Origin of the sequence: Pseudomonas cichorii, from assembly GCF_019719005.1 — a bacterium.
Taxonomy (GTDB): domain Bacteria; phylum Pseudomonadota; class Gammaproteobacteria; order Pseudomonadales; family Pseudomonadaceae; genus Aquipseudomonas; species Aquipseudomonas cichorii_E.
The window spans coordinates 20,780-46,760 of sequence record NZ_JAIGPJ010000001.1 but is presented as its reverse complement, the minus strand read 5'-3'; the positions used below and the strand labels follow the sequence as shown (position 1 = coordinate 46,760).

The window sequence follows — 25,981 nt, the reverse complement described above, 5'->3', positions numbered from 1 at the left end:
GGGCTTTTTTGTATGATGGCCGACCCGCGCGCACAGGGCGCCGATCGAGGTTAAGCATGCAGGCTGTAGAAGTTAAGAGCTTCCTTGAAGGAAAGCTGCCCGAAATCCAGGTGGAAGTTGAAGGCCAAGGCTGCAATTTCCAGCTGAATATCATCAGTGACGAGATGGCCAGCCTGAGCCCCGTCAAGCGTCAGCAAAACATCTATGCCCATTTGAACCCTTGGATTGCCGATGGCAGCATCCACGCGGTCACTATGAAATTTTTCAGCCGCGCTGCCTGGGCCGAGCGCACCTGAGCCAATTGGTGTCGAGATTCTAATGGATAAATTGATTATTACCGGCGGCGTTCGTCTTGATGGCGAAATTCGCATTTCCGGGGCAAAGAACTCTGCCCTGCCGATTCTCTCGGCTACGCTGCTGGCCGATGGCCCGGTAGTCGTTCAGAACCTGCCGCACCTGCACGACATCACCACCATGATCGAGCTGTTCGGTCGTATGGGCATCGAGCCTGTGATCGACGAGAAACTCAGCGTCGAGATCGACCCGCGTACCATCAAGACCCTGGTCGCGCCGTATGAACTGGTTAAAACCATGCGTGCGTCGATTCTGGTTCTGGGCCCGATGGTTGCCCGTTTCGGTGAGGCCGAAGTCGCATTGCCTGGCGGTTGCGCCATCGGTTCGCGTCCGGTCGACCTGCACATCCGTGGCCTTGAAGCCATGGGCGCAATCATCGATGTCGAAGGCGGCTACATCAAGGCCAAGGCCCCTGAAGGCGGCCTGCGTGGTGCCAACTTCTTCTTCGATACCGTGAGCGTGACCGGTACCGAGAACATCATGATGGCTGCCAGCCTGGCAAACGGCCGCAGCGTTCTGCAGAATGCCGCCCGCGAGCCTGAAGTCGTCGATCTGGCGAACTTCCTGATTGCCATGGGTGCGAAAATCCAGGGCGCCGGTACCGACACCATCACCATCGACGGTGTGAAGCGTCTGGGGCCTGCGACCTACAAGGTCATGCCTGACCGCATCGAGACCGGTACTTATCTGGTTGCCGCTGCTGCCACCGGTGGCCGCGTCAAGGTCAAGGACACCGATCCGACCATCCTCGAAGCGGTATTGCTCAAGCTTCAGGAAGCGGGCGCTGAAATCACCAGCGGCGAAGACTGGATCGAGCTGAACATGCACGGCAAGCGCCCCAAGGCGGTCAACGTGCGTACCGCGCCTTACCCGGCGTTCCCGACCGACATGCAGGCGCAGTTCATCTCGCTCAACGCGATCGCGGAAGGCACTGGCGCAGTGATCGAAACCATCTTTGAAAACCGCTTCATGCATGTCTATGAAATGCATCGCATGGGCGCGCACATCCAGGTGGAAGGCAACACCGCAATCGTGACCGGTACCGAAGTGCTCAAGGGCGCGCCAGTGATGGCGACCGACCTGCGTGCATCGGCCAGTCTGGTGATCTCGGCGCTGGTTGCCCAGGGCGATACCCTGATCGATCGCATCTACCACATCGACCGTGGTTACGAGTGCATCGAAGAGAAGCTGCAAATGCTGGGTGCCAAGATCCGTCGCGTTCCGGGCTAGCAGCATGGGATTCCACTGCCTTTCGGGCAGTGGAATCCGCAGTGTGATTTTCTGATTCGTTTCACCTTGAGCCCGTCATGTCGGGCTCAAGTGTTGTTTCGGGCCGTCTGCCCGGAGCAAAAGTTTCCTGATAAGGACTTACGTTTTCCATGTTGACCATCGCACTGTCCAAGGGCCGTATCCTCGACGATACACTGCCGCTTCTTGCCGAAGCGGGCATTGTGCCAACCGAGAATCCGGACAAGAGCCGCAAGCTGATCATCCCCACGACTCAGGACGACGTACGTCTGCTGATCGTGCGCGCTACCGATGTGCCGACCTATGTCGAGCATGGCGCTGCCGACCTGGGTGTCGCGGGCAAGGATGTGTTGATGGAGTACAGCGGCCAGGGGCTGTATGAGCCGCTGGATCTGCAGATTGCCCAGTGCAAGCTCATGACCGCTGGAGCCATTGGTGCTGCCGAGCCCAAAGGCCGCCTGCGTGTGGCGACCAAGTTCGTGAATGTTGCCAAGCGTTATTACGCCGAGCAGGGCCGTCAGGTCGATATCATCAAGCTGTATGGCTCGATGGAACTGGCACCGCTGATCGGCCTGGCCGACAAGATCATCGACGTGGTCGACACGGGCAATACCTTGCGTGCCAACGGTCTTGAGCCTCAGGAACTGATCGCTACCATCAGTTCGCGTCTGGTGGTGAACAAGGCTTCCATGAAAATGCAGCATGCGCGCATCCAGGCGCTCATCGACACTCTGCGCAAGGCAGTAGAGTCGCGACACCGCGGCTGATCGATTGCGCGGCCTTCGAGTCGCGCCCAGCTATCCGTGTCATAGCCAAATTTCTCAGGTGCCTGCGCGGATAGCTTGGTAGCTTATGGCACCTGAGCATCCGCCACTTATTGAGATATCGCTATGACCACTCCCACTGCAATACGCCGACTCGATGCTGCCGACCCGGATTTCGCACGACATCTGGATCATCTGCTGAGCTGGGAAAGTGTGTCTGACGATTCGGTCAACCAGCGTGTGCTCGACATCATCAAGGCGGTGCGTGAGCGTGGTGACGCGGCCCTGGTCGAGTTCACCCAGCGTTTCGATGGCCTGCAAGTGGCGTCGATGGCTGACCTGATCCTGCCTCGCGAGCGCCTGGAACTGGCGCTGACACGCATTTCCCCGGCCCAGCGTCAGGCGCTGGAAACGGCTGCCGCTCGGGTGCGCAGCTACCACGAAAAGCAGAAGCAGGACTCCTGGAGCTACACCGAAGCCGATGGCACGGTGCTTGGCCAGAAAGTCACGCCGCTGGACCGTGCCGGTCTGTACGTGCCGGGTGGCAAGGCCTCTTATCCTTCATCGGTATTGATGAATGCCATTCCGGCGAAAGTGGCTGGCGTGACTGAAGTGGTCATGGTCGTGCCGACCCCGCGCGGCGAGATCAACGAACTGGTGCTGGCTGCTGCCTGCATCGCGGGTGTCGATCGCGTTTTCACCATTGGTGGCGCACAGGCCGTTGCCGCGCTGGCATACGGCACTGAAAGCGTGCCTCAGGTGGATAAAGTCGTCGGTCCTGGCAACATTTATGTCGCCACTGCCAAGCGCCATGTATTCGGTCAGGTCGGGATCGACATGATCGCCGGGCCTTCGGAAATCCTCGTGGTGTGCGACGGTCAGACCGATCCGGACTGGATTGCCATGGATCTGTTCTCCCAGGCTGAGCACGACGAAGATGCCCAGGCGATTCTGGTCAGCCCCGATGCCGGGTTCCTCGACAAGGTGGCCGCCAGTATCACCCGATTGCTGCCGACCATGGAGCGTGCCGCCATCGTTGAAACCTCGATCAATGGCCGTGGTGCCCTGATCAAGGTGGCCGACATGCAGCAAGCCATCGATGTCGCCAACCGCATCGCGCCGGAACACCTCGAGCTGTCGGTCGCCGACCCTGAAGCCTGGTTGCCGCAGATTCGCCATGCCGGTGCGATTTTCATGGGGCGTCACACGTCCGAGGCGCTGGGCGACTACTGCGCCGGTCCGAACCATGTGCTGCCGACTTCCGGCACTGCGCGTTTCTCTTCGCCGCTGGGCGTCTATGACTTCCAGAAGCGCTCATCGATCATCTACTGCTCGCCGCAAGGTGCCTCCGAGCTGGGCAAGACCGCTTCGGTCCTGGCTCGTGGCGAATCGTTGACCGGCCACGCTCGCAGTGCCGAGTACCGGATCACGGATACCAACTGGAGTGCGGGCAGCACAGAGGAGGGCAAGTAATGAGTAAATTCTGGAGTCCTTTCGTCAGCAGTCTGGTGCCTTATGTGCCGGGTGAGCAGCCGAAGCTGACCAGGCTGGTCAAGCTCAACACCAACGAAAACCCTTACGGGCCTTCGCCCAAGGCGCTTGAGGCAATGCGTGCAGCATTGACCGATGACCTGCGTCTGTATCCGGACCCCAACAGCGACCTGCTCAAGCAGGCTGTTGCTGGTTATTACGGCGTGCAGGCCAATCAGGTTTTCCTGGGCAATGGTTCTGACGAAGTGCTGGCGCACATCTTTCATGCGCTGTTCCAGCACGACAAGCCTCTGTTGTTCCCGGATATCAGCTACAGCTTCTATCCGGTCTACTGCGGCCTGTACGGCATTGACTATGATGCTGTCGCACTGGACGAACAGTTCCAGATTCGCGTGGCTGATTATGCCAGGCCGAATGCGGGGATCATCTTCCCTAACCCTAACGCACCCACCGGCTGCCTGCTGCCGCTGGACGCGGTCGAGCAGATCGTCAAGGCCAGCCCGGATTCGGTGGTGGTGGTCGATGAGGCGTATGTCGACTTTGGCGGCGAGACAGCGATAGCACTGGTTGATCGTTATCCGAACCTGCTGGTGACCCAGACCCTCTCGAAATCACGCTCACTGGCCGGGCTGCGGGTTGGGTTTGCGGTCGGGCATCCGGATCTGATCGAGGCACTGGAGCGGGTCAAGAACAGCTTCAACTCCTATCCGCTGGACCGTCTGGCGATTGTCGGTGCGACCGCAGCCTTTGAAGATCGGGAGCACTTCGACTTCACCCGCAATGCGGTGATCGCCAGCCGTGAGGCATTGGTCGAGAAGCTGGAAGCTATTGGCTTTGAAGTGCTGCCTTCGGCGGCCAACTTCATCTTTGCCCGCCACCCGAAACACGATGCGGCTGGCCTGGCGGCGAAGCTGCGCGAGCAGGGCGTTATCGTGCGTCACTTCAAGCAGGAGCGGATTGCCCAGTTCCTGCGCATCAGCATCGGTACGGCTGAGCAGAATCAGGCGTTGCTGGATGGGTTGAGCGGGATCTGATCCTTTCGCGAATGAATTCGCTCCTACTGTGCAGTCTCTGTGGGAGCGAATTCATTCGTGAAGACTGGTTTTACTGTTCCTTCACTGCCGGCGTCGGTGCCGGTGGTGGGCGCAGGCCAACTTCGGCGCTCAGGCGCAACTCCTTGCCATTGCGCATGACATCAATCGCAACCTTGTCCTTGGGCTTGGTGCGCGCCACCTGATTCATCGAACGTCGACCATCACCTGCCGGTTCGCCATTGATGCTCAGGATCACATCCCCCAGTTGCAGGCCGGCTTTCTGTGCCGGGCCATCGCGGAAGATTCCTGCAACCACAATCCCCGGACGATCTTTCAAACCGAAGGAATCAGCCAGCTCTTGTGTCAGCGGTTGAACTTCGATGCCCAGCCAGCCACGAATCACCTGACCGTGTTCGATGATCGACTTCATGACATCCATCGCCAGTTTGGTCGGGATCGCAAAGCCGATGCCCTGGGAGCCCCCTGACTTGGAGAAGATCGCGGTATTGATGCCGGTCAGGTTGCCGGATGCATCCACCAGCGCGCCACCCGAGTTGCCGGGGTTGATGGCCGCGTCGGTCTGGATGAAGTCTTCGTAGGTGTTGAGGCCCAACTGGTTGCGGCCGGTCGCACTGATGATGCCCATGGTGACGGTCTGGCCGACACCGAACGGGTTGCCGATGGCCAGCGCCACATCGCCTATACGGATGCCGTCGGAGCGCGCAATGGTGATGGATGGCAGGTTTTTCAGGTCGATCTTCAGCACCGCCAGATCGGTTTCAGGGTCGTTGCCGATGACCCGGGCGATGGTTTCGCGGCCGTCCTTGAGGGCGACCACGATCTGGTCGGCACCGGTGGTGACGTGGTTGTTGGTCAGCAGGTAGCCTTCGGGGCTCATGATCACGCCTGAACCGAGGCTCGATTCCATGCGTTTCTGCTTGGGAGCGTTATCGCCGAAGAACCTTCTGAACTGAGGGTCCTCGAACATGGTGGGGTTGTTGCCCTTGTTCACCATCTTGGTGGTGTAGAGATTGACCACTGCTGGCGCAGCGGCACTCACTGCATCGGCATACGACGACGGCCCCTGCATCACCACGGTGGTCTTGGGAGCCTGTTGCAGGTTTACATCACGGCTGGGCAGCCCGACCCATTCCGGGTAACGCTGGATAATCAACATGGCGATGAGCACGCCAGCCAGCAATGGCCAGCCGAAAAAGCGCAGTGCCTTTAACATTGAGCAAGTCCTGATGGTTACAGGCGCAAAGAATTTTCCACGAGTGCGCCATAATGGCGGGCATTATACGAGCACAAAGCAGCTCTGAACTGCATATTTAGGAGTCTTTTATGGCTGTTGCCCTGAGTACCCTGGTCGAAGAGGCCGACCGCTATCTCAACAGTGCCCGCATTCAGGATTACTGCCCCAATGGTTTGCAGGTCGAAGGCCGGCCGCAAATCATGCGCATCGTCAGCGGCGTGACGGCCAGCCAGGCTTTGCTGGATGCTGCTGTCGAAGCCCAGGCCGACCTGATCCTGGTTCACCATGGCTATTTCTGGAAGGGCGAAAACCCTTGTGTCGTGGGCATGAAGCAGCGCCGCCTGAAGACCTTGCTCAAGCACGACATCAGCCTGCTGGCCTATCACTTGCCGCTGGATGTACACCCGGATGTGGGCAATAACGTGCAACTGGCTCGTCAGCTGGATATCACGGTCGAAGGGCCGCTGGACCCGGAGAATCCCAAGGTGGTCGGTCTGGTCGGCTCTCTTTCCGAGCCGATGACGCCTCGTGATTTTGCCCGTCGCGTGCAGGACGCACTGGGGCGTGAACCCCTGCTGATCGAAGGCAGCCAGATGATCCGCCGTGTCGGCTGGTGCAGCGGTGGTGGCCAGGGCTACATCGATCAGGCTGTGCTTGAAGGCGTGGATCTGTTCCTCAGTGGTGAGGCCTCGGAGCAGACCTTTCACAGCGCCCGGGAGAACGACATCAGCTTTATTGCGGCCGGGCACCATGCAACCGAGCGCTACGGTGTTCAGGCACTGGGTGACTATCTGGCGAGACGTTTTGCCCTGGAGCATATTTTCATCGATTGCCCGAATCCGATCTGATAGATCCAAACATGAGGCTATATGGATAGATCGTTTCGATCTATCAGGCGCGCTGATCCTGCGGTATGCCTCATGATAAAGTGCGCGGCTCGAATACGGCCCGCTGGCCGCCCGGGGGGATTTTTCCCGGCCCACAACGATTGCACTCCGTGAGTAACCATGGTTGACAAACTGACGCATCTGAAACAGCTGGAGGCGGAAAGCATCCACATCATCCGCGAGGTCGCCGCCGAGTTCGACAACCCGGTCATGTTGTACTCGATCGGCAAGGACTCTGCCGTGATGCTGCACCTGGCGCGCAAGGCCTTCTTCCCGGGCAAGCTGCCGTTCCCGGTCATGCACGTCGATACCCGCTGGAAATTCCAGGAAATGTATCGCTTCCGCGACAAGATGGTCGAGGAAATGGGCCTGGACCTGATCACCCACGTCAACCCGGATGGTGTTGCGCAGGGCATCAACCCGTTCACCCACGGCAGCGCCAAGCACACCGATATCATGAAGACCGAGGGCCTGAAGCAGGCACTGGACAAGCATGGTTTCGACGCAGCTTTCGGCGGCGCCCGGCGTGACGAGGAAAAATCCCGTGCCAAGGAACGTGTCTACTCGTTCCGCGACAGCAAGCATCGCTGGGACCCGAAGAACCAGCGTCCCGAGCTGTGGAACGTCTATAACGGCAACGTCAACAAAGGCGAGTCGATCCGCGTCTTCCCGCTGTCGAACTGGACCGAGCTGGACATCTGGCAGTACATCTACCTCGAAGGCATCCCGATCGTGCCGCTGTATTTCGCTGCCGAGCGCGACGTCATCGAGAAGAACGGCACCCTTATCATGATCGACGACGATCGTATCCTCGAGCACCTCACCGACGAGGAAAAGGCCCGCATCGTCAAAAAGAAAGTGCGCTTCCGTACCCTCGGCTGCTACCCGCTGACCGGTGCCGTCGAATCCGAAGCCACGAGCCTGACCGACATCATCCAGGAAATGCTCCTGACACGAACTTCCGAACGCCAGGGCCGGGTCATCGACCACGACGGCGCAGGCTCGATGGAAGAAAAGAAACGGCAGGGGTATTTCTAAGCTTCAAGTTACAAGCGGCAAGCTGCAAGTTGGAAGCACATTGCGTAGCTTCAGGGTTTTGCAGGTTGCCGCCCTTTGTGGGCGTATTTGAGTGCTCGCAATGGATTTTGAGAAGCTGGTTGTTTGGCAAAGAAGCAAGAATCTGGCAGTTGCGGTGTACAGAGGGTTTCATACGTGCAGGGATTTTGGTTTCAAGGACCAGATCACACGATCGGCGCTCTCTGTACCATCGAATATCGCTGAAGGTATGGAGCGTGGAACGGCCAAGGAAAAGGCACGGTTTCTATGGATTGCCAAGGCCTCCTGTGCTGAGTTGCGTACGCAAATCATCATTGGAGAAGAGATAGGGTACCTGCCCAGGTCTTTGTCGAATGACTGGATTACTGAGACTCGTGAGCTTTCAAGAATGCTAAGCGGGTTGATCAACAAAATTTCTGACTAGTTGTACGCCGACAAGCTTGCCGCTTGAAGCTTACAGCTTGGAGCTTAAACCCTATGAGCCATCAATCCGAATTGATCAGCGAGGACATCCTCGCCTATCTGGGCCAGCACGAACGCAAGGAAATGCTGCGCTTTCTTACCTGTGGCAACGTCGATGACGGCAAGAGCACGCTGATCGGGCGTCTGCTGCATGACTCCAAGATGATCTATGAAGATCACCTGGAAGCCATTACCCGCGACTCGAAGAAGTCCGGCACCACTGGCGATGACGTGGATCTGGCGCTGTTGGTGGATGGCCTGCAGGCCGAGCGGGAGCAGGGCATCACCATTGATGTCGCTTATCGCTATTTCTCGACCGCCAAGCGCAAGTTCATCATTGCCGATACGCCGGGCCACGAGCAGTACACCCGCAACATGGCGACCGGTGCATCGACCTGCGATCTGGCGATCATTCTGGTCGACGCCCGTTATGGGGTGCAGACCCAGACCCGTCGTCACAGCTACATCGCCTCGCTGCTGGGTATCAAGCACATTGTCGTGGCCATCAACAAGATGGACCTCAAGGGCTTTGATGAGGGCGTTTTCGAGTCGATCAAGGCCGATTACCTGAAGTTTGCGGAAGGTCTGGCCTTCAAGCCGACCACCATGGCGTTCGTGCCGATGTCGGCGCTCAAGGGCGATAACGTAGTGAACAAGAGCGAGCGTTCGCCTTGGTACACCGGTCAGTCGCTGATGGAAATTCTCGAAACCGTCGAAATTTCCAACGACCGCAACTACTCGGACCTGCGTTTCCCGGTGCAGTACGTCAACCGTCCGAACCTGAACTTCCGTGGGTTCGCCGGTACTCTGGCCAGTGGCATCGTGCACAAGGGCGACGAGATCGTCGTGCTGCCATCGGGCAAGAGCAGCCGCGTCAAGTCCATCGTCACCTTCGAAGGTGAGCTGGAACAGGCCGGTCCGGGCCAGGCCATCACTCTGACCATGGAAGACGAAATCGATATCTCCCGTGGCGACCTGCTGGTGCATGCCGACAACGTTCCGCAAGTCAGCGATGCGTTCGATGCCATGCTGGTGTGGATGGCTGAAGAGCCGATGCTGCCGGGCAAGAAATACGACATCAAGCGCGCTACCAGCTACGTGCCGGGTTCGATTGCCAGCATCACGCATCGCGTCGATGTGAATACGCTGGTCGAAGATCCTGCCAGTGCCTTGCAATTGAACGAGATTGGTCGGGTCAAGATCAGCCTCGATGCGCCTATCGCGCTGGACGGTTACGAAAGCAACCGCACCACCGGTGCATTCATCGTTATTGATCGCCTGACCAACGGCACCGTTGCGGCGGGCATGATTATCGCCAAGCCGGTCAGTGCTGGCGGCGCGAATCATCATGGCGAACTGGCTCACGTATCGACTCAGGAGCGTGCCCAGCGTTTCGGCCAGCAACCGGCTACCGTGCTGTTCAGCGGCTTGTCGGGCGCAGGCAAAAGCACACTGGCCTATGCGGTCGAGCGCAAGCTGTTCGACATGGGGCGTGCGGTTTATGTCCTCGATGGCCAGAACCTGCGTCACGACCTGAACAAAGGCCTGCCACAGGACCGTGCCGGTCGTACCGAGAACTGGAGTCGTGCTGCTCACGTGGCTCGTCAGTTCAACGAAGCCGGCTTGCTGACCCTGGCCGCCTTCGTTGCGCCGGATGCCGAAGGCCGCGAGCGCGCCAAGGCGCTGGTTGGCAAGGAGCGTCTGCTGACCGTCTACGTCCAGGCTTCGCCAACCGTTTGCCGTGAACGTGATCCGCAAGGCCTGTATGCCGCCGAAGGCGACAACATTCCAGGTGAGTCCTTCCCGTACGACGTACCGCTGGATGCCGATCTGGTGATCGATACCCAGTCGTTGAGCGTGGAAGAGGGCGTCAAGCTGGTACTGGACTTGTTGCGCACCCGCGGCGCGATCTAAGTTCTTCGTGAATGAATTCGCTTGTGAGCGAATTCATTCACGAAAAGGGCCTCAACAAAAAAGCCCGCCATTCGATCTGAATGGCGGGCTTTTTGTTTATCGGTCGCTTACGGCTTTTTCAGGCCGTAATGCTCATCCAGCATGCCCGGCGTGTTGGGTGCCTTGGGCGCGTAGTCCTTTGGTGCTTCGCTGTCACGTGGCGGTGTAAGACGGTCGCGAGGTGCCTGGTTGGCCTCCGGGTGCAAGGCCGCCAGCAAGCGTTGGCGGGTCAGTTCGTCAAGGGCCAGACGGTTGGCGCCCTCGGCGAGATGCTCCTGAACTTCCTGATAGCTTTGCGAGAGTTTCTGTACCAGGGTAGCCGTGCTGTTGAAGTGAGTGACCACCTCGTTCTGATAGGTATCGAAGCGCTCCTGAATGCTGTCCAGCTGGCGCTGGGTGTTATTCGGAACGGTATTGGGCAGCAGACGTGCGACCAGGAAACCAATGACGACACCGGCAACCAGGGCAAGAGTCGGCAACAACCAAACTAAGAGCGAGTGTTCCACGAGTCCTTCCTCTATAAACGGCTTTGCTTTACGTTAACGGCTCTAACCTGCGCTGTATACCCGCGACGCGTCGCTTATATGTCAGCCACAGACAATCAGCTAGACGAGTCGATCCATTTCGAGGTCACGGAGTTTATTTTGTCCATGCGTGAAACCCCCGTATTCATTGATGGCCCCGAAGGTCAGCTTGAGGCGCTTTATCAGGATCTGCCCGGTGCCGTGGGCTTGGCGCTGATTTGTCATCCTAACCCGATCCAGGGCGGGACGATGCTTAATAAAGTGGTTTCGACGCTGCAGCGTACTGCGCGCGATGCCGGTCTGGTTACGTTACGTTTCAATTATCGTGGCGTCGGTGCCAGCGCTGGCACTTCGGTTGCCGGGCCTGAAGAAGTGGAGGATGCGGTTGCCGTAGCGCAGTGGCTGCGTGAACAACAGCCGGATCTGCCCATCACGCTGCTGGGCTTTTCCTTTGGCGGTTACGTGGCGGCGACACTCGGCGGGCGTCTTGAAGCGCAGGGAGAGCAACTGAAGCATCTGTTTCTGGTGGCCGCTGCCGCATCGCGTCTGAAAGATCAAAGCGTCTTGCCGCAGAACTGCCCGCTGACCGTCATTCAGCCGGAAACCGACGAAGTCGTGGACCCTGAAATGGTCTATGCATGGTCTGCGCTTCTGCAACGCCCCCATGAGCTGCTGAAAGTGGCAGAATGCGGACACTTTTTTCACGGCAAGCTGACCGATCTGAAAGATCTGGTCCTGCCGCGTCTCTCGAATTGATTGCAGCCATAGAATAAGCGACCTGCCATGACTACTCGTATCCTGACCGGTATCACCACCACCGGCACTCCCCATCTGGGCAATTATGCGGGCGCGATTCGCCCGGCCATCGTCGCCAGTCGCCAGAAGGATGCCGATTCGTTCTACTTCCTGGCGGATTACCACGCCTTGATCAAGTGCGACGACCCGCAGCGCATTCAGCGCTCGCGTCTGGAAATCGCCGCGACCTGGCTGGCTGCCGGTCTGGATGTCGATCGTGTGACCTTCTACCGCCAGTCCGATATCCCCGAGATCCCGGAGCTGACCTGGTTGCTGACCTGTGTGGCGGGCAAGGGCCTGCTCAACCGGGCTCATGCCTACAAGGCTTCCGTGGACAAGAACGTCGAGGCGGGTGAAGACCCGGATGCCGGCATCACCATGGGCCTGTTCAGTTATCCGGTGCTGATGGCGGCCGACATTCTGATGTTCAACGCCCATAAAGTGCCGGTCGGCCGTGACCAGATCCAGCACGTCGAGATGGCTCGCGATATCGGTCAGCGCTTCAACCACCTGTTTGGCAAGGGTAAGGAATTCTTCGTCATGCCTGAAGCCCTGATCGAGGAAAGCGTTGCGACGCTGCCCGGTCTGGACGGGCGCAAGATGTCCAAGAGCTACGACAACACCATTCCGTTGTTCAGCAGCGCCAAGGACATGAAGGACGCTATCTCGCGCATCGTCACCGACTCCCGTGCTCCCGGCGAAGCCAAGGACCCGGACAACTCTCACCTGTTCACGCTCTATCAGGCGTTCTCCAGTGCCGAGCAATCGGCCGAGTTCCGTTCCGAGTTGCTGCAGGGTCTGGGTTGGGGAGAGGCCAAGAGTCGTCTGTTCAAGCTGCTGGATGGCGAACTGAGCGAAGCCCGCGAGAAGTACCTGAGCCTGATCGAGCGGCCTGCCGACCTGGAAGACATCCTGCTCGCCGGTGCCCAGAAAGCCCGTCGTGCCGCGACGCCGTTCCTCGAAGAGCTGCGTGAAGCGGTTGGCCTGCGCTCTTTCCGCACGGTTGCGCAGAATGTCGAAACCGGCAAGAAAAAAGCCGCCAAGGGCGCACGGGTTGTGAGTTTCCGTGAGGACGACGGCAGTTTCCGTTTCCGCCTGCTGGCTGCCGATGGTGAGCAGTTGCTGCTGTCGGACAAGTTCGCTGATGGCAAGACGGCAGGTGCTGCCAGTAAAAGTCTGCTTGGGCCAAGCGAGCCAATCATCATTGCCGGCGATCTCCACTTTGAGGTGGCTTTTGGCAATGCCAAGGCTGAAAGCCCTCAGTTTGAAAGTGCCCAGGCGGTACAGGCCGGTATAGAGCGCTTGCTGGCTGAGCTCAAAGCCTTGCAGGATTGATTGCCATTCCCCCGGGCCGTCGCTACAGTGTCGGCCCGCTTTTTTGTTGCCTTGTTAGCGAATATGACGCCTCTAGAACGATATCAAGCAGATCTGAAACGCCCTGACTTCTTCCACGATGCCGCGCAGGAAAACGCTGTGCGTCACTTGCAGCGTCTGTACGAGGATCTGGTTGCTGCGAACAACAGCAAACCGGGCATGTTCGGCAAGCTGTTCGGCAAGAAAGAACCGACCCTGGTCAAGGGGTTGTACTTCTGGGGCGGCGTAGGCCGGGGCAAGACCTATCTGGTCGATACGTTCTTCGACGCCCTGCCGTTCGAGCAGAAGGTGCGGACTCACTTCCACCGCTTCATGAAGCGTGTGCACGAAGAAATGAGAACCCTCAAGGGCGAGAAAAACCCGCTTGTTCTCATCGCCAAGCGCTTTTCCGATGAGGCGCGGGTGATTTGCTTCGACGAATTCTTCGTCTCCGACATTACTGATGCCATGATCCTTGGCACCTTGATGGAAGAGCTGTTCAAGAATGGCGTGACCCTGGTCGCGACGTCCAACATCGTGCCAGATGGCCTGTACAAGGACGGCCTGCAGCGCGCCCGCTTCCTGCCAGCCATTGCCTTGATCAAGCAGAACACCGATATCGTCAACGTCGACAGCGGCGTCGACTATCGCCTGCGCCATCTGGAGCAGGCCGAACTGTTCCACTTCCCGCTCAATGACGTCGCCGAGGAAAGCCTGCGCAAAAGCTTCAAGGCGCTGACGCCCGAGTGTGCGCAGACCATCGAGAATGATGTGCTGATCATCGAGAATCGCGAGATTCGCGCCTTGCGCACTTGTGATGACGTAGCGTGGTTCGATTTCCGCGAACTGTGCGACGGGCCTCGCAGCCAGAACGACTACATCGAGTTGGGCAAGATCTTCCACGCTGTGTTGCTGAGCGGCGTCGAGCAGATGAGCGTCACCACCGACGATATCGCTCGCCGCTTCATCAACATGGTCGACGAATTCTACGACCGCAACGTCAAGCTGATCATCTCGGCCGAGGTTGAGCTGAAGGACCTGTACACGGGCGGTCGTCTGACGTTCGAATTCGCGCGTACCCTGAGCCGCTTGCTGGAAATGCAATCCCACGAGTTTCTGTCGCGGGCGCATAAGCCTTAGAAGAGAGCTGTAAGCTTCAAGCGGTAAGCTGCAAGTAAAGGCGGATTGCGTTCTGCTTTTGCTTGCAGCTTATAACTTGCAGCTTTTCAGCATGCCGCCCTCAGGCGGCCTGCTGAAACTGCTGCCTGTATTGATTAGGCGATAGTTCGGTGTGTTGGCGGAAGAGGCGGGCGAAGAAGCTCGCATCGTCGTAGCCAATTTCGTAGCTGATGGTCTTGATGCTTTTGCGCGTTCCCGATAACAGGCCCTTGGCGGTTTCGATGCGCAGGCGTTGCAGGTAATGCAGTGGCTTGTCGCCGGTAGCTGCCTGGAAGCGGCGCATGAAGTTGCGGATGCTCATGCCGTGGTTGCGGGCGACGTCTTCGAAGCGGAATTTGTCCGCAAAGTGCTCTTCAAGCCAGTGCTGGATCTGCAGGATGATCACGTCCTGATGCAGCTTCTGACCGCCAAAACCTATCCTTCCTGGTGAGTAACTGCGCCGCACCTCATAGAGGATGTCGCGGGCTACTGCCTGGGCGACGTTCGAGCCGCAGAAGCGTTCGATCAGATAAATGTAGAGATCACATGCTGACGTGGTGCCGCCTGCGCAATACAGGTTGTCGGCGTCTGTCAGGTGCTTTTCCTGATTGAGCAGGACCTTGGGAAACCTTTCGCTGAACGTATTGAAGAAGCGCCAGTAGGTCGTGGCTTCCTTGCCGTCCAGCAGGCCGGCTTCGGCCAGCCAGAAAACACCGGTGGCTTCGCCGCACAGGACGGCGCCGCTGGCGTGCTGTTCGCGCAGCCATGGCAGGATTTGCGGATATTGCTGCAACTGGCTGTCGAAGTCGTCCCAGAAGGCCGGGATGACGATGATGTCGCTTTCGCACAGAGGGCCGTCTACCGGCAGGGTGACGTCGCTGAAGCTGTCGACGGGCAGTCCGTCCGGGCTTACCAGGCGGATTTCAAACGCGGGTATGAGGCCGTGGCCCAGTTGCTTGCTGTACCGCAGGCTGGCCAGATGGAAAAAATCCTTGGCTTGCATCAGGGTTGAAGCGAACACCTTGTCAGTGGCAAGAATGCTTACGCGCCGTAGCGGGGCGGTGTGTTGAATCGGCATGATCTTTTGTTCTTATATGGAATAGTGGTCAAACAACGGCTGAATCGTCTTATTTTTTCGCGAGTGTGTCTAGCCTCCATAACCGTGCCTTACCGGTCGAGAGCCTGATGATTTGTCTGTCAGGGCAATAAACAGGCCGTGAGCTGAAAATCAGGGTTGAGGTTATTTTTTCAGCCTGTATAATCCGCCAGCTCTTTGCAGTGGAAGTGATGCGCCGTCTGCCGAAGAATCTTGCCGTATAACGGACGCGCTGACCCGAGCCCCCGATAGCGTCTGTTTCCGGCTGCCTTTGACTTGTCAAAGTACGCACTATTCAGTAAGATCCGCCGTCTCATTTTCAGGCGGCCCCTGAGGCTATAAAGAATGAAAACTTTTACTGCTAAACCGGAAACAGTTAAGCGCGACTGGTTCGTCGTCGACGCTGCTGGTCAGACCCTGGGTCGTCTGGCCACCGAAATCGCGAGCCGTCTGCGTGGCAAGCACAAACCGGAATACACTCCGCACGTCGATACCGGTGATTACATCGTCGTTATCAACGCTGAGCAAATCCGCGTTACCGGTGCTAAAGCTTCCGACAAGATTTACTACTCTCACTCCGGTTTTCCGGGCGGGATCAAATCGATCAACTTCGAAAAGCTGATCGATAAAGCTCCTGAGCGCGTGATCGAGACCGCGGTCAAAGGCATGCTGCCTAAGAACCCGCTGGGTCGCGACATGTATCGTAAGCTGAAAGTCTATGCGGGCGCTGTACACCCTCATACTGCTCAGCAGCCCCAAGAACTGAAGTTTTAACGGAATAGTTCATTATGTCGGCGACTCAAAATTACGGCACTGGCCGTCGCAAGACCGCAACCGCACGCGTTTTCCTGCGTCCGGGCACTGGTAACATCTCGATCAACAACCGTTCTCTGGACGTGTTCTTCGGCCGCGAAACTGCCCGCATGGTAGTTCGTCAGCCGCTGGAACTGACCGAAACTGTTGAGAAGTTCGACATCTACGTCACCGTTATCGGTGGTGGTGTAAGTGGTCAAGCTGGCGCAATCCGCCACGGTATCACTCGCGCTCTGATGCAATACGACGAAACTCTGCGTAGCGCCCTGCGTAAAGCCGGTTACGTTACTCGTGACGCTCGTGAAGTTGAACGTAAGAAAGTCGGTCTGCGTAAAGCGCGTAAGCGTCCGCAGTACTCGAAGCGTTAATTCGCACTTCGTTCAAAAAGAACGCCCAGCCTCTTCGGAGCTGGGCGTTTTTTTATGCCTGTTGTTTATGTGTGACAACGTGACACACGGCTGTAAGCCTTGATTTACAAGCTTTCCTACTTTTTGTACGGTCTTATTACCTTGTTAAATGAAGGGTTTTTATTTACCATCCGGCCAAATCTATAAGCAGCTAGATTGAGTTTAAGTAGACGCCTGATCAAACAGGCCACATAGCTGATGGGAGAGGACGGAATGAGCAATGACGGCGTGAATGCAGGCCGGCGTCGCTTCCTCGTGGCAGCCACATCCGTGGTTGGTGCAGCAGGAGCGGTGGGGGCTGCGGTCCCGTTCGTGGGGTCATGGTTCCCCAGTGCCAAGGCGAAAGCCGCAGGGGCACCGGTCAAGGTGAATATCAGCAAGATTGAAGCAGGACAGCAGATGATTGCTGAGTGGCGCGGTCAACCGGTATTCATTGTTCGTCGCACCAAAGAGATCCTGGATAACCTCGGCAAGATCACCGGCCAGTTATCCGATCCCGAGTCCAAGGCTTCTGTTCAGCCTTCCTATGTTGACCCCGTGGTTCGTTCTATCAAGCCGGAAATCCTGCTTCTGGTCGGCCTTTGTACGCACCTGGGGTGTTCGCCGACCTTCCGTCCTGAAGTGGCTCCTGTCGATCTTGGCAAGGATTGGGTGGGGGGCTATTTCTGTCCTTGTCACGGCTCTCATTACGATCTGGCCGGTCGGGTCTACAAGTCTCAACCCGCGCCATTGAATCTGCCAGTACCCCCACATTCCTATGAGTCGGACAGTGTCATTGTCATTGGCGTCGATAAGGAGGGTGCGTGATGAGCAAGTTCATGGATTGGGTCGATGCCCGCTTCCCCGCGACCAAGATGTGGGAAGACCATCTCAGCAAGTATTACGCTCCAAAGAACTTCAACTTCTTCTACTTTTTCGGTTCCCTGGCGCTGCTGGTTCTGGTCAATCAGATCCTCACCGGAGTCTGGCTGACCATGAGCTATACGCCTTCGGCTGAAGAGGCGTTCGCTTCCGTCGAATACATCATGCGTGACGTCGAGTACGGCGCGATTCTGCGTCTGCTGCACTCCACTGGCGCCTCCGCCTTTTTCATCGTGGTCTACCTGCATATGTTCCGTGGCTTGCTCTACGGCTCGTATCAAAAGCCGCGTGAACTGGTCTGGGTGTTCGGCATGCTGATTTACCTGGCGCTGATGGCTGAGGCTTTCATGGGCTACCTGCTGCCCTGGGGGCAAATGTCGTACTGGGGTGCCCAGGTGATCATTTCGCTGTTCGGTGCCATTCCGATCATTGGTGACGACCTGACCCAGTGGATTCGTGGCGATTACCTGATTTCCGGTATCACCTTGAACCGTTTCTTTGCTTTACACGTGGTGGCTCTGCCGATCGTGGTGCTGGGCCTCGTGGTGTTACACATTCTGGCGTTGCATGAAGTGGGCTCCAACAACCCGGATGGTGTGGATATCAAAAAGCTCAAGGACGAGAACGGTATCCCTCTGGACGGCATTCCTTTCCATCCTTACTACACCGTGAAAGACATTGTCGGCGTAGTGGTATTCCTCTTCGTCTTTTGCTCCATCGTGTTCTTCTTCCCTGAAATGGGTGGCTACTTCCTCGAAAAACCCAACTTCGAAGCGGCCAATGCTTTCAAGACGCCGGAGCACATTGCGCCTGTCTGGTACTTCACGCCGTTCTACGCGATCTTGCGGGCGATTCCGGACAAGCTCATGGGGGTTATCGCCATGGGGGCGGCCATTGCGGTGCTGTTCGTGCTGCCTTGGCTGGACCGAAGCCCGGTCAAGTCCATGCGATACAAGGGGTGGATGAGCAAGGTCTGGCTGCTGTTGTTCTGTGTCTCTTTCGTGATCCTCGGTGTGCTGGGCGTTCTGTCGCCGACTCCCGAGCGCACGCTGCTGTCGCAGATCTGCACCTTTCTGTACTTCGCCTACTTCATTCTGATGCCGTTCTATACCCGGCTAGAGAAGACCAAACCGGTTCCAGAAAGGGTGACTGGCTGATGAAAAAGCTATTGGCTGTATTGATTCTCGCGATTCTGCCTGTCTTTTCATTCGCCGCTGAACATGGCGGTCCGGAACTGGAAAAGATCGATATCGATGTCTCCGACAAGGCTGCGATGCAGGATGGCGCACGGACGTTCGTCAACTACTGCATGGGCTGTCACAGCGCCAAATACCAGCGCTACGAGCGTGTGGCCGATGATCTGGGAATTCCCCATGAACTGATGCTGGAAAAGCTGGTGTTTACCGGTGCCAAGATCGGTGACCACATGAACACCGGCATGCAGTCGAACGATGCCAAGACCTGGTTCGGTGCTGCGCCGCCTGACCTGACGCTGGTGGCGCGTGTGCGTGGCACGGACTGGCTCTATGGCTATCTGCGCTCGTTCTACGAGGACCCGGCTCGTCCATTGGGTGTGAATAACCGAGTGTTCCCCAACGTCGGCATGCCCAACGTGCTGGCCAGCCTTCAGGGGCGGCAGGTGGTGGGTTGCAAGCAGATCCAGGTGGTCGAAGAGGGCAAGAAGCAATATGACCCTCTTACCGGTACGCCGCTGACTCACGAGGCTTGCGATCAACTGACCATCGTGCCGAAAACCGGCAGCCTGACTGCAGAGCAGTTCGACGAGAAGATCAAGAATCTGGTGACCTTTCTGGCCTATTCAGCCAATCCGGTTAAACTGCAGCATCAGCGTATAGGCACTTATGTGCTGCTTTATCTGGCCTTCTTCTTTGTCTTCGCGTATCTGCTCAAGCGCGAATACTGGAAAGATGTTCATTGATCGAGCAGTTGTAGCTTCGCACTGACACAAGCGCTCCAGTGGAGTCTCCATTCGGATAGTGATTGCGAGGCGGGTATAGTAGCGGCGAAAGATTGCAGAATTTACTTCGCGTAAATGAGCTATCTTGTCGCCCGCGACGACGACCTGTCTTTGCGCGGTCATAATCGGGGGCCCCACTGGGGCGCGTTCGTTTGTCTGCCTTATAAATTTAACAAGCGAGGAGGATCGCCATGGGCGTGACCAATCGGTTGGCCTGTTACTCCGACCCCGCCGACCACTATTCCCATCGCGTGCGCATCGTGCTCGCTGAGAAGGGTGTCAGCGCCGAGATCATTGATGTGGTTGCGGGTCGTCATCCGCCCCAGCTCATCGAAGTGAATCCGTATGGCAGCGTGCCAACCCTGGTTGATCGTGACCTGGCGTTGTACGAGTCTACGGTGGTGATGGAATATCTTGATGAGCGTTACCCGCATCCGCCCTTGCTGCCGGTTTACCCTGTGGCGCGTGCAAATAGTCGCCTGCTGATTCATCGGATTCAGCGCGACTGGTGTGGACTGGTGGATCTTATTCTGGATTCGCGCAGCAAAGAGTCTGCCCGCGTACAAGCGCGCAAGGAATTGCGCGAAAGTCTGACCGGTGTTTCGCCGTTGTTTGCGGAAAAACCTTTTTTCCTCAGTGACGAGCAAAGCCTTGTCGATTGCTGTCTACTGCCCATACTCTGGCGTTTGCCAGTCTTGGGTATCGAATTGCCACGGCCTGCCAAGCCGTTGCTTGATTACATGGAGCGCCAATTTGCGCGCGAGGCATTTCAGGCGAGCCTGTCTGTAGCCGAACGTGAGATGCGCTAAGGCTTAAGGAGCCGTTAATGAACTCCAGTCGCCCTTATCTGATTCGTGCTCTCTATGAGTGGATCGTCGATAACGATTGCACACCACATATATTGGTCAATGCGGAGTACCCGTCGGTGCAGATCCCTCAGGGTTTTGCCAAAGATGGACAGATTGTCCTGAACGTTTCACCCAGTGCTGTGCGTCATTTGCACATGGACAACGAAGCGGTCAGTTTTGAAGGCCGCTTCGGCGGTGTGCCGCACGCCTTGTATGTTCCCATTGGCGCAATTCTGGGTATTTATGCCCGGGAAAACGGCCAGGGCATGGTCTTCGATCTGGAGCCTCCGATGGAGGAAGAAGACGAGATCGAGCTGGAAGAGGATGCGCCACCACCACCGGACAGCGAGCCTCCGCGTCCTAGCGGCAGGCCGAGTCTGAAAGTTGTGAAATAAAAAAAGGCGATCCACTCGGATCGCCTTTTTTAATGCCGCCAGGTTATCAGTCGATGTATTCGAACAGTCTGACGATTTTCTGCACGCCGGATACGCCCTGCACCAGATTGGTAGCGCGATTGGCTTCATCCTGAGTGAGCAGGCCGAGCATGAAAACGATCCCGTTTTCGGTCACGACCTTGATCCGCGAGCCGGGGATCGAGTTGTCCGCCAGCATCTGGGTCTTGATCTTGGTCGTCAGCCACGCATCGTTATTGCGTGCCAGCAGGGACGATGGCTCCATGACCTGAAGTTCGTTGTTGACCTTCTTGACTCGCTGCACAGAGCTGGCAGCCTGTTCGGCCAGGGCCTTGAGGTCTGCGCGAGGCGTCTGGCCAGCCAGCAGGACAATGCCGTTGAAGCTGGTGACGACAATGTGCGAGCCTTCGGCCAGATCAGGGCTGGCCTTGGAGATGTTCACTGCGGCTTTGGTTTCGATGAGGGAGTCATCGATCTTGCTGCCGAAAGTCCTGGTTCCCCGGTCGTCCTCGATCGGTTTGTCGCGTGCTGCTGTCAGAACCGAACTGCATCCGCTGATGCCGAGGCACAGGGTCAGGACCAGTAGGCTGAGGCGATTAGGGGTCATTCTTCACTCCCGAACAGTTGGCTGTCGATCAGATCGCAAAGGCAATGGATCGCCAGCAGATGGACTTCTTGTATGCGTGCCGTGACATTGGCGGGGACGCGGATTTCCACGTCTTCCGGCAATAATAGCGATGCCATGCCGCCACCGTCGCGTCCCGTCAATGCTACGACAATCATTTCGCGATCATGTGCGGCCTGGATGGCTTGAATAATGTTCGCCGAGTTGCCGCTGGTGGAAATGGCCAGCAGCACATCGCCCGGTTGACCCAGGGCGCGAATCTGTTTGGAAAAGATTTCGTTGTAGCTGTAATCGTTGGCGATCGAGGTGATCGTCGAGCTGTCTGTGGTCAGCGCTATCGCAGGCAGGCTCGGCCTTTCACGCTCGAAACGGTTGAGCAGTTCGGAGGAAAAGTGCTGGGCATCGCCGGCAGAGCCGCCGTTACCGCAGGCAAGCATTTTGCCTTCGTTGAGCAGGGCGTTGACCATTACCTGGCTGGCTTGCTCGATAAAGGGTGCAAGGACGTCCATCGCCTGTTGCTTGGTGTCAATGCTGGCCTGGAACAGCCGGCGAATTCGGGATTGCATGTCCATCAATGTGACCTTAATGAGAGCGTACGGCGGCTGGTCGGGTGCGCTGCGGGGATCCCCGGCGGCTCACCACACACTGAATGTGCAGCCCGCAAATCAAATAGCAAAATGGGTGGTAAAGGGTGTTGCTGCGCGTCAGGTTTGCGATTGTCCGCTTGCTACATCAACTGTCGAATGCGCTCTTGAGCCACGTCAGGGGAGCGGCCTTGCCTGGATCTCCATCGATAGCGATCACGTCGAAACGGCATGGATAATCGGCCCACTGTGACTCTTTTTGCAGGAACAGTTGTGCAGCGGTAATCAGTTTTTCCTGTTTGCGAAAATCGACGCTTTCCATGGCTCCACCCCAGCCTGAGTGGCGTCGGTAGCGAACTTCGACGAATACTACTGTATCGCCGTCGAGCATGACTAGATCAAGCTCGCCGCGTTTGCATGACCAGTTTTGGGTAATCGGGCGCAGGCCTTGTTGTTGTAGATACAGCAGGGCGCAGGCTTCTGCCTCGCGCCCTGCCTGTTGCCGGGTGTTGCCTGGCATCAAGGAGCGGTGTCCGGCAGGCGCTGGACCTTCCCATCGACGAACTCTGCCCAAGGCAGTTGACGCTCGACGCGGCGGCTCGGGCTCAGGCTCAGGCTGCCCGACAGGCCGTCGATGCGGCTTTCAGGCAGTGTCTTGAGCTGGCCAAGACGCGGAGCCAGGCGATAGGCGTCGATGCCCATGGCATAGAGGCGGCCCAGGCTGCCTGATGCTTGTGGCCATTGAGCGGTCACTTGCTGGCGCAGAGGGTCGTTGGCATTGAGCAGCCATGGGGTTTCGCAGAAGCGTACGCCGTTCAGGTCCAGATACTGGGCCTGATCGTTGCTGTTGGTGAACAGGTGAGAGGTGGCATAGACCGGAACGTCGCCAGCGTACTGGAACACCATGGTCGGCTTGATCTGCTGAGCCTGCTGTGGAGTTGCAGCCAGGAACATGAAGTCGATGTCCTGACGGCGTGTCGGCTGGGCGGCAACCTGGGTGCCTACGGTGCTTTGCAGGCGCTGGGCGCGGCCTTCGCTGTTGCGCAACTGGAACAGGTCGGCGACTTGCTGGGCAAGAGCGACAGGCTGGTCGACATGTTCGGCTGCGATCAGAGTGCCGCCCTTGGCTTGCCAGCTTTTACGGAAGGCATCCAGTACGCGATCACCCCATTCGCCTTTGGGCACCATGGCGACGGCGCTGCGTTTGCCGTCTGCCCAGGCGCGGCGTGCCACTTCCCGTGCTTCGTCTTCGGCGGCAAGGCCGAACTGGAACAGTTGTGCCGGGCCTTCGGTGTTGGAGTCGCTGTAGTTCAGGGCTAATGTGGTGATAGGCAGTTGCTGGCGGCTGTTCAGCTGTTTGACCAGATTCTTTTCCAGCGGGCCGACGACCAGTTGCGCACCGGCAGCCTTGGCCTGACGATAGAAGTCATCCATCGACGTGACGCGCGAGCTGTCGAAAACCTGGATGGCTGGCGGGTTCTGGCCAGCTTGCTGGGCCTGATAGTGCGCAGCCATGAAGCCTTCACGCAGCGCCTTGGCAACAGAGGCCAGTTGACCATCCTGTGGCAGCAGCAGGGCGATCTTGGTCAGCGGCTCGCTGGTCAGGGCGCGGAGCTGGGCGAGGGTGGTCGGCAGTTTCAAGGCGGCCGGATGTTGCGGATTCTGTGCTTTCCAGCTGTCGATGGCGGCCTGTTGCTGCTCCAGCGTGCCGGCGCCCTTGACCGAGCGGGCCAGGCTCAGCCAGCCGCCCATGTCGTCGGTGGCAGTGCTTTGCAGTTGGTCGGCAGGCAGTGCGGCAACCAGTGCCCAGATGGCATCGTTGTTGGCGCTGGCGTCGTTGCCTTGCAGCAGCGGGCCTGCGAACACACGCTCGCGAGCGGCGGCCAGGGTCTGGCCATCGGCTTCGAGTGCGCGGGCCCGGACAGCGTGAGTGCGGATTTGCTGTTCAACCGACAGTTCGCCCAGACGTTGCAGGCTCGGGTGCTCCAGTGCGGTCAGTGCAGCCTTCGGCTGGTTGCGGCCCATGGCCAGTTCTGCAGCCAGGGTGCTGGCGAATACCTGCAGGCCGGGTTTCAACTGATCCAGAGGGACCTGGGCCAGAATCTGGGCGGCGCGGCCAGGATTGTTCTGGCGATTCGCCAGATCTGCGGCGCTCAGGCGCAACGGGGCGGCCTGGTCCGGCGTCTTGGCAGCCGCAGCCTGTTCAAGCAATTGCTCGATGCTGGCGTCGGGTGTGCGAGGCAACTCACCAAGACTGGATGAGGGCGAGCTGGCGCAGGCTGCAAGAAGGGCAGCGAGGCAGAGGGCAGAGAACAGCCGCAGGCAGGCGATCATTGATGTGTTCCTGATACTCAAGCAAGTTAGCGGGGAATTGTACCCAAGCACTGGCCGGGGTGCGACTTCGAAGGTGTCGAAAGCGGTGATATTGGTCGTGTCGTGCTGCTCTATCGGCCAATACACTTGATTCGAGAGTGTTTCAGCATCTTGCGACGGGGCAGAATCATGGTTTTCCTTCCTTTTTTATGCCCATCCCTGAATGTGTTGCACCATGGGTCAGGGTCGTAGCCTGTACAATGCGGTTTTTTCAACCATCAAAAATGAGGTCTGCGCTTTGACTGCTCCGGTTGTTTCAAATTCCACCCTGGGTTCGCTTTATGTAGTGGCGACCCCTATCGGCAATCTGGACGACATGAGCGTGCGGGCCTTGAAAGTGCTGCGTGAAGTGGCATTGATAGCAGCAGAGGATACTCGCCACTCCTCAAGGCTGATGCAGCATTTTGGAATATCCACGCCTCTTGCTGCCTGCCATGAGCATAACGAACGTGACGAGGGTAGTCGTTTCATTACCCGTCTGCTGGCCGGTGACGATGTTGCATTGATCTCCGATGCCGGGACGCCGCTGATTTCCGATCCTGGTTATCACCTTGTCCGGCAGGCGCGGGCGGCGGGTGTTCAGGTGGTTCCGGTGCCGGGTGCCTGCGCCCTGATTGCGGCCTTGTCGGCAGCCGGTTTGCCTTCGGACCGTTTTATCTTTGAAGGTTTTCTGCCAGCCAGGGCCGTGGGTCGCAAGAGTCGGCTTGAAGTGCTTCGCGAAGAACCTCGCACCTTGATCTTCTATGAGGCCCCGCACCGGATTCTCGAATGCCTTCAGGATATGGAGCAGGTGTTCGGCCCTGACCGTCCTGCATTGCTGGCGCGGGAACTGACCAAGACGTTTGAAACCCTCAAGGGATTGCCGCTGGCGCAACTGCGTGCCTTTGTCGAGGGCGACAGCAATCAGCAGCGTGGTGAATGCGTGGTGCTGGTGGCGGGCTGGACGCCGCCCGAGGATGAAGATGTGGTAGGTGCCGAGGCGCGCCGGGTTCTGGATCTGTTGCTCGAAGAGATGCCGCTCAAGCGCGCGGCCGCACTGGCAGCAGAAATCACCGGGGTACGCAAGAATCTGCTTTACCAGGTCGCACTGGACAAACAGAAGGATCAATAAGTTCCGTCTCGTGCGACAAATGCGCGTCATTCTGGCTTTTAATGCTTGTTCTTGACGCCTCGTCCCGATACCCTTGGCGGCGGAGAGTCGATTGGACAGTCGCTGCCTCTTGCTGCTTTGCAGTCAAGGGGGGGAGGAAAGTCCGGGCTCCATAGGGCGGAGTGCCAGGTAACGCCTGGGAGGCGCGAGCCTACGGAAAGTGCCACAGAAAATAACCGCCTAAGCACTTCGGTGCCGGTAAGGGTGAAAAGGTGCGGTAAGAGCGCACCGCACGTCTGGCAACAGTTCGTGGCAAGGTAAACCCCACTCGGAGCAAGACCAAATAGGGTTCCTAGGCGTGGCCCGCGCTGGAACCGGGTAGGTTGCTAAAGACGTCCAGTGATGGCCGTCGTAGAGGAATGACTGTCCTCGACAGAACCCGGCTTACAGATCGACTCTCCACCTTCTTCTCTCGACTGCTGTTAAAGCAGCGGTTTTTCTTCTCCGTAATGCCAAAAAATTCTTACACTTAATAAATTACTTTAACTTTGAGCCGCAA

Annotated in this window: 27 protein-coding genes and 1 other RNA gene; 21 read left to right on the top strand and 7 right to left on the bottom strand. The window is 57.8% G+C overall.

Annotated elements, in window-relative coordinates:
* Positions 1-56: 56 nt before the first annotated feature.
* From K5D32_RS00230 to hisC, 5 genes are all read left to right on the top strand, one after another.
* Entirely contained in the window at positions 57-296 is a 240-nt protein-coding gene (locus K5D32_RS00230) for a BolA family protein (RefSeq protein ID WP_025261768.1), read from the top strand.
* Between the two features lie 22 nt (positions 297-318).
* Positions 319-1,584: a UDP-N-acetylglucosamine 1-carboxyvinyltransferase gene (gene murA / locus K5D32_RS00225; protein WP_198723694.1), complete on the top strand. Its 1,266-nt coding sequence runs from the start codon at positions 319-321 to the stop codon at positions 1,582-1,584.
* 149 nt (positions 1,585-1,733) lie between these two features.
* A complete protein-coding gene (hisG, locus tag K5D32_RS00220) occupies positions 1,734-2,369 on the top strand; it encodes an ATP phosphoribosyltransferase (protein WP_025261766.1) in 636 nt (211 codons plus the stop codon).
* A gap of 123 nt (positions 2,370-2,492) precedes the next feature.
* A complete protein-coding gene (gene hisD / locus K5D32_RS00215; RefSeq protein ID WP_221598976.1) occupies positions 2,493-3,839 on the top strand; it encodes a histidinol dehydrogenase in 1,347 nt (448 codons plus the stop codon).
* Positions 3,839-4,891 (top strand): histidinol-phosphate transaminase, encoded by a 1,053-nt coding sequence (gene hisC / locus K5D32_RS00210; RefSeq protein WP_221598975.1) that lies wholly within the window; start codon positions 3,839-3,841, stop codon positions 4,889-4,891. The genes hisD and hisC overlap by 1 nt, the downstream gene beginning before the upstream one ends.
* A 70-nt stretch (positions 4,892-4,961) precedes the next feature.
* Here the strand turns inward: hisC and algW are convergent, their stop codons facing one another.
* Positions 4,962-6,125, bottom strand: coding sequence for a Do family serine endopeptidase AlgW (algW, locus tag K5D32_RS00205; protein WP_221578367.1), 1,164 nt, complete (start codon positions 6,123-6,125; stop codon positions 4,962-4,964).
* 110 nt (positions 6,126-6,235) lie between these two features.
* On the opposite strand from algW, the gene K5D32_RS00200 reads away from it, so the two are divergent.
* The 4 genes from K5D32_RS00200 (at position 6,236) to cysN (ending at position 10,465) form a co-directional block, all read left to right on the top strand.
* A complete protein-coding gene (locus tag K5D32_RS00200; RefSeq protein WP_025261762.1) occupies positions 6,236-6,994 on the top strand; it encodes a Nif3-like dinuclear metal center hexameric protein in 759 nt (252 codons plus the stop codon).
* Positions 6,995-7,153: 159 nt separating this feature from the next.
* Positions 7,154-8,071 (top strand): sulfate adenylyltransferase subunit CysD, encoded by a 918-nt coding sequence (cysD, locus tag K5D32_RS00195; protein WP_025261761.1) that lies wholly within the window; start codon positions 7,154-7,156, stop codon positions 8,069-8,071.
* Between the two features lie 100 nt (positions 8,072-8,171).
* Positions 8,172-8,513, top strand: a complete 342-nt coding sequence (locus tag K5D32_RS00190) for a four helix bundle protein (protein WP_221578368.1) — start codon at positions 8,172-8,174, stop codon at positions 8,511-8,513.
* 53 nt (positions 8,514-8,566) lie between these two features.
* A complete protein-coding gene (gene cysN, locus K5D32_RS00185) occupies positions 8,567-10,465 on the top strand; it encodes a sulfate adenylyltransferase subunit CysN (RefSeq protein WP_221593995.1) in 1,899 nt (632 codons plus the stop codon).
* A 107-nt stretch (positions 10,466-10,572) separates the two neighbouring features.
* On the opposite strand, the gene K5D32_RS00180 is transcribed toward cysN, so the two are convergent.
* Positions 10,573-11,010 carry a YhcB family protein gene (locus K5D32_RS00180; RefSeq protein ID WP_117165805.1) on the bottom strand — a complete coding sequence of 146 codons (438 nt, stop codon included), beginning with the start codon at positions 11,008-11,010 and terminating at the stop codon, positions 10,573-10,575.
* Positions 11,011-11,154: 144 nt separating this feature from the next.
* On the opposite strand from K5D32_RS00180, the gene K5D32_RS00175 reads away from it, so the two are divergent.
* The 3 genes from K5D32_RS00175 (at position 11,155) to zapE (ending at position 14,316) form a co-directional block, all read left to right on the top strand.
* Positions 11,155-11,784, top strand: a complete 630-nt coding sequence (locus K5D32_RS00175; RefSeq protein ID WP_200995447.1) for an alpha/beta hydrolase — start codon at positions 11,155-11,157, stop codon at positions 11,782-11,784.
* A 27-nt stretch (positions 11,785-11,811) separates the two neighbouring features.
* Complete coding sequence (locus K5D32_RS00170; protein ID WP_221598974.1) at positions 11,812-13,158, top strand: tryptophan--tRNA ligase; 1,347 nt, start codon at positions 11,812-11,814, stop codon at positions 13,156-13,158.
* A 63-nt stretch (positions 13,159-13,221) separates the two neighbouring features.
* Positions 13,222-14,316: a cell division protein ZapE gene (gene zapE / locus K5D32_RS00165; protein WP_221598973.1), complete on the top strand. Its 1,095-nt coding sequence runs from the start codon at positions 13,222-13,224 to the stop codon at positions 14,314-14,316.
* A 100-nt stretch (positions 14,317-14,416) separates the two neighbouring features.
* Here the strand turns inward: zapE and K5D32_RS00160 are convergent, their stop codons facing one another.
* The gene (locus tag K5D32_RS00160) at positions 14,417-15,313 is read right to left on the bottom strand and encodes a GlxA family transcriptional regulator (RefSeq protein WP_221578660.1); all 897 of its coding nucleotides are present in this window, start codon (positions 15,311-15,313) and stop codon (positions 14,417-14,419) included.
* A 462-nt stretch (positions 15,314-15,775) separates the two neighbouring features.
* On the opposite strand from K5D32_RS00160, the gene rplM reads away from it, so the two are divergent.
* The 7 genes from rplM (at position 15,776) to K5D32_RS00125 (ending at position 20,732) form a co-directional block, all read left to right on the top strand.
* A complete protein-coding gene (rplM, locus tag K5D32_RS00155; RefSeq protein WP_025261754.1) occupies positions 15,776-16,204 on the top strand; it encodes a 50S ribosomal protein L13 in 429 nt (142 codons plus the stop codon).
* A gap of 14 nt (positions 16,205-16,218) precedes the next feature.
* On the top strand, positions 16,219-16,611 hold the full coding sequence (rpsI, locus tag K5D32_RS00150) for a 30S ribosomal protein S9 (RefSeq protein WP_025261753.1): 393 nt from the start codon (positions 16,219-16,221) through the stop codon (positions 16,609-16,611).
* Between the two features lie 252 nt (positions 16,612-16,863).
* Entirely contained in the window at positions 16,864-17,457 is a 594-nt protein-coding gene (gene petA, locus K5D32_RS00145; RefSeq protein WP_025261752.1) for a ubiquinol-cytochrome c reductase iron-sulfur subunit, read from the top strand.
* Positions 17,457-18,668: a cytochrome bc complex cytochrome b subunit gene (locus K5D32_RS00140; protein ID WP_221598972.1), complete on the top strand. Its 1,212-nt coding sequence runs from the start codon at positions 17,457-17,459 to the stop codon at positions 18,666-18,668. Before petA ends, K5D32_RS00140 begins: the two co-directional genes overlap by 1 nt.
* Positions 18,668-19,450: a cytochrome c1 gene (locus K5D32_RS00135; RefSeq protein WP_221598971.1), complete on the top strand. Its 783-nt coding sequence runs from the start codon at positions 18,668-18,670 to the stop codon at positions 19,448-19,450. Before K5D32_RS00140 ends, K5D32_RS00135 begins: the two co-directional genes overlap by 1 nt.
* 230 nt (positions 19,451-19,680) lie before the next feature.
* Positions 19,681-20,298 (top strand): glutathione S-transferase N-terminal domain-containing protein, encoded by a 618-nt coding sequence (locus K5D32_RS00130; RefSeq protein ID WP_025261749.1) that lies wholly within the window; start codon positions 19,681-19,683, stop codon positions 20,296-20,298.
* Between the two features lie 17 nt (positions 20,299-20,315).
* Positions 20,316-20,732 (top strand): ClpXP protease specificity-enhancing factor, encoded by a 417-nt coding sequence (locus K5D32_RS00125; protein WP_221598970.1) that lies wholly within the window; start codon positions 20,316-20,318, stop codon positions 20,730-20,732.
* 46 nt (positions 20,733-20,778) lie between these two features.
* On the opposite strand, the gene K5D32_RS00120 is transcribed toward K5D32_RS00125, so the two are convergent.
* From K5D32_RS00120 to K5D32_RS00105, 4 genes are all read right to left on the bottom strand, one after another.
* Positions 20,779-21,357: a BON domain-containing protein gene (locus K5D32_RS00120; protein ID WP_198724664.1), complete on the bottom strand. Its 579-nt coding sequence runs from the start codon at positions 21,355-21,357 to the stop codon at positions 20,779-20,781.
* Positions 21,354-21,947: a phosphoheptose isomerase gene (locus K5D32_RS00115; protein WP_025261746.1), complete on the bottom strand. Its 594-nt coding sequence runs from the start codon at positions 21,945-21,947 to the stop codon at positions 21,354-21,356. The genes K5D32_RS00120 and K5D32_RS00115 overlap by 4 nt, the downstream gene beginning before the upstream one ends.
* A 160-nt stretch (positions 21,948-22,107) precedes the next feature.
* A complete protein-coding gene (locus K5D32_RS00110; protein ID WP_221578656.1) occupies positions 22,108-22,479 on the bottom strand; it encodes a YraN family protein in 372 nt (123 codons plus the stop codon).
* Entirely contained in the window at positions 22,479-24,293 is a 1,815-nt protein-coding gene (locus K5D32_RS00105) for a penicillin-binding protein activator (RefSeq protein ID WP_221593993.1), read from the bottom strand. The genes K5D32_RS00110 and K5D32_RS00105 overlap by 1 nt, the downstream gene beginning before the upstream one ends.
* A 277-nt stretch (positions 24,294-24,570) precedes the next feature.
* Between K5D32_RS00105 and rsmI the strand changes: the two genes are divergently transcribed.
* Together rsmI and rnpB are read left to right on the top strand one after the other, a co-directional pair.
* Positions 24,571-25,443 carry a 16S rRNA (cytidine(1402)-2'-O)-methyltransferase gene (gene rsmI, locus K5D32_RS00100; protein WP_221578654.1) on the top strand — a complete coding sequence of 291 codons (873 nt, stop codon included), beginning with the start codon at positions 24,571-24,573 and terminating at the stop codon, positions 25,441-25,443.
* A gap of 83 nt (positions 25,444-25,526) precedes the next feature.
* Positions 25,527-25,885, top strand: an RNA gene (gene rnpB, locus K5D32_RS00095) — RNase P RNA component class A.
* Positions 25,886-25,981 lie beyond the last annotated feature (96 nt).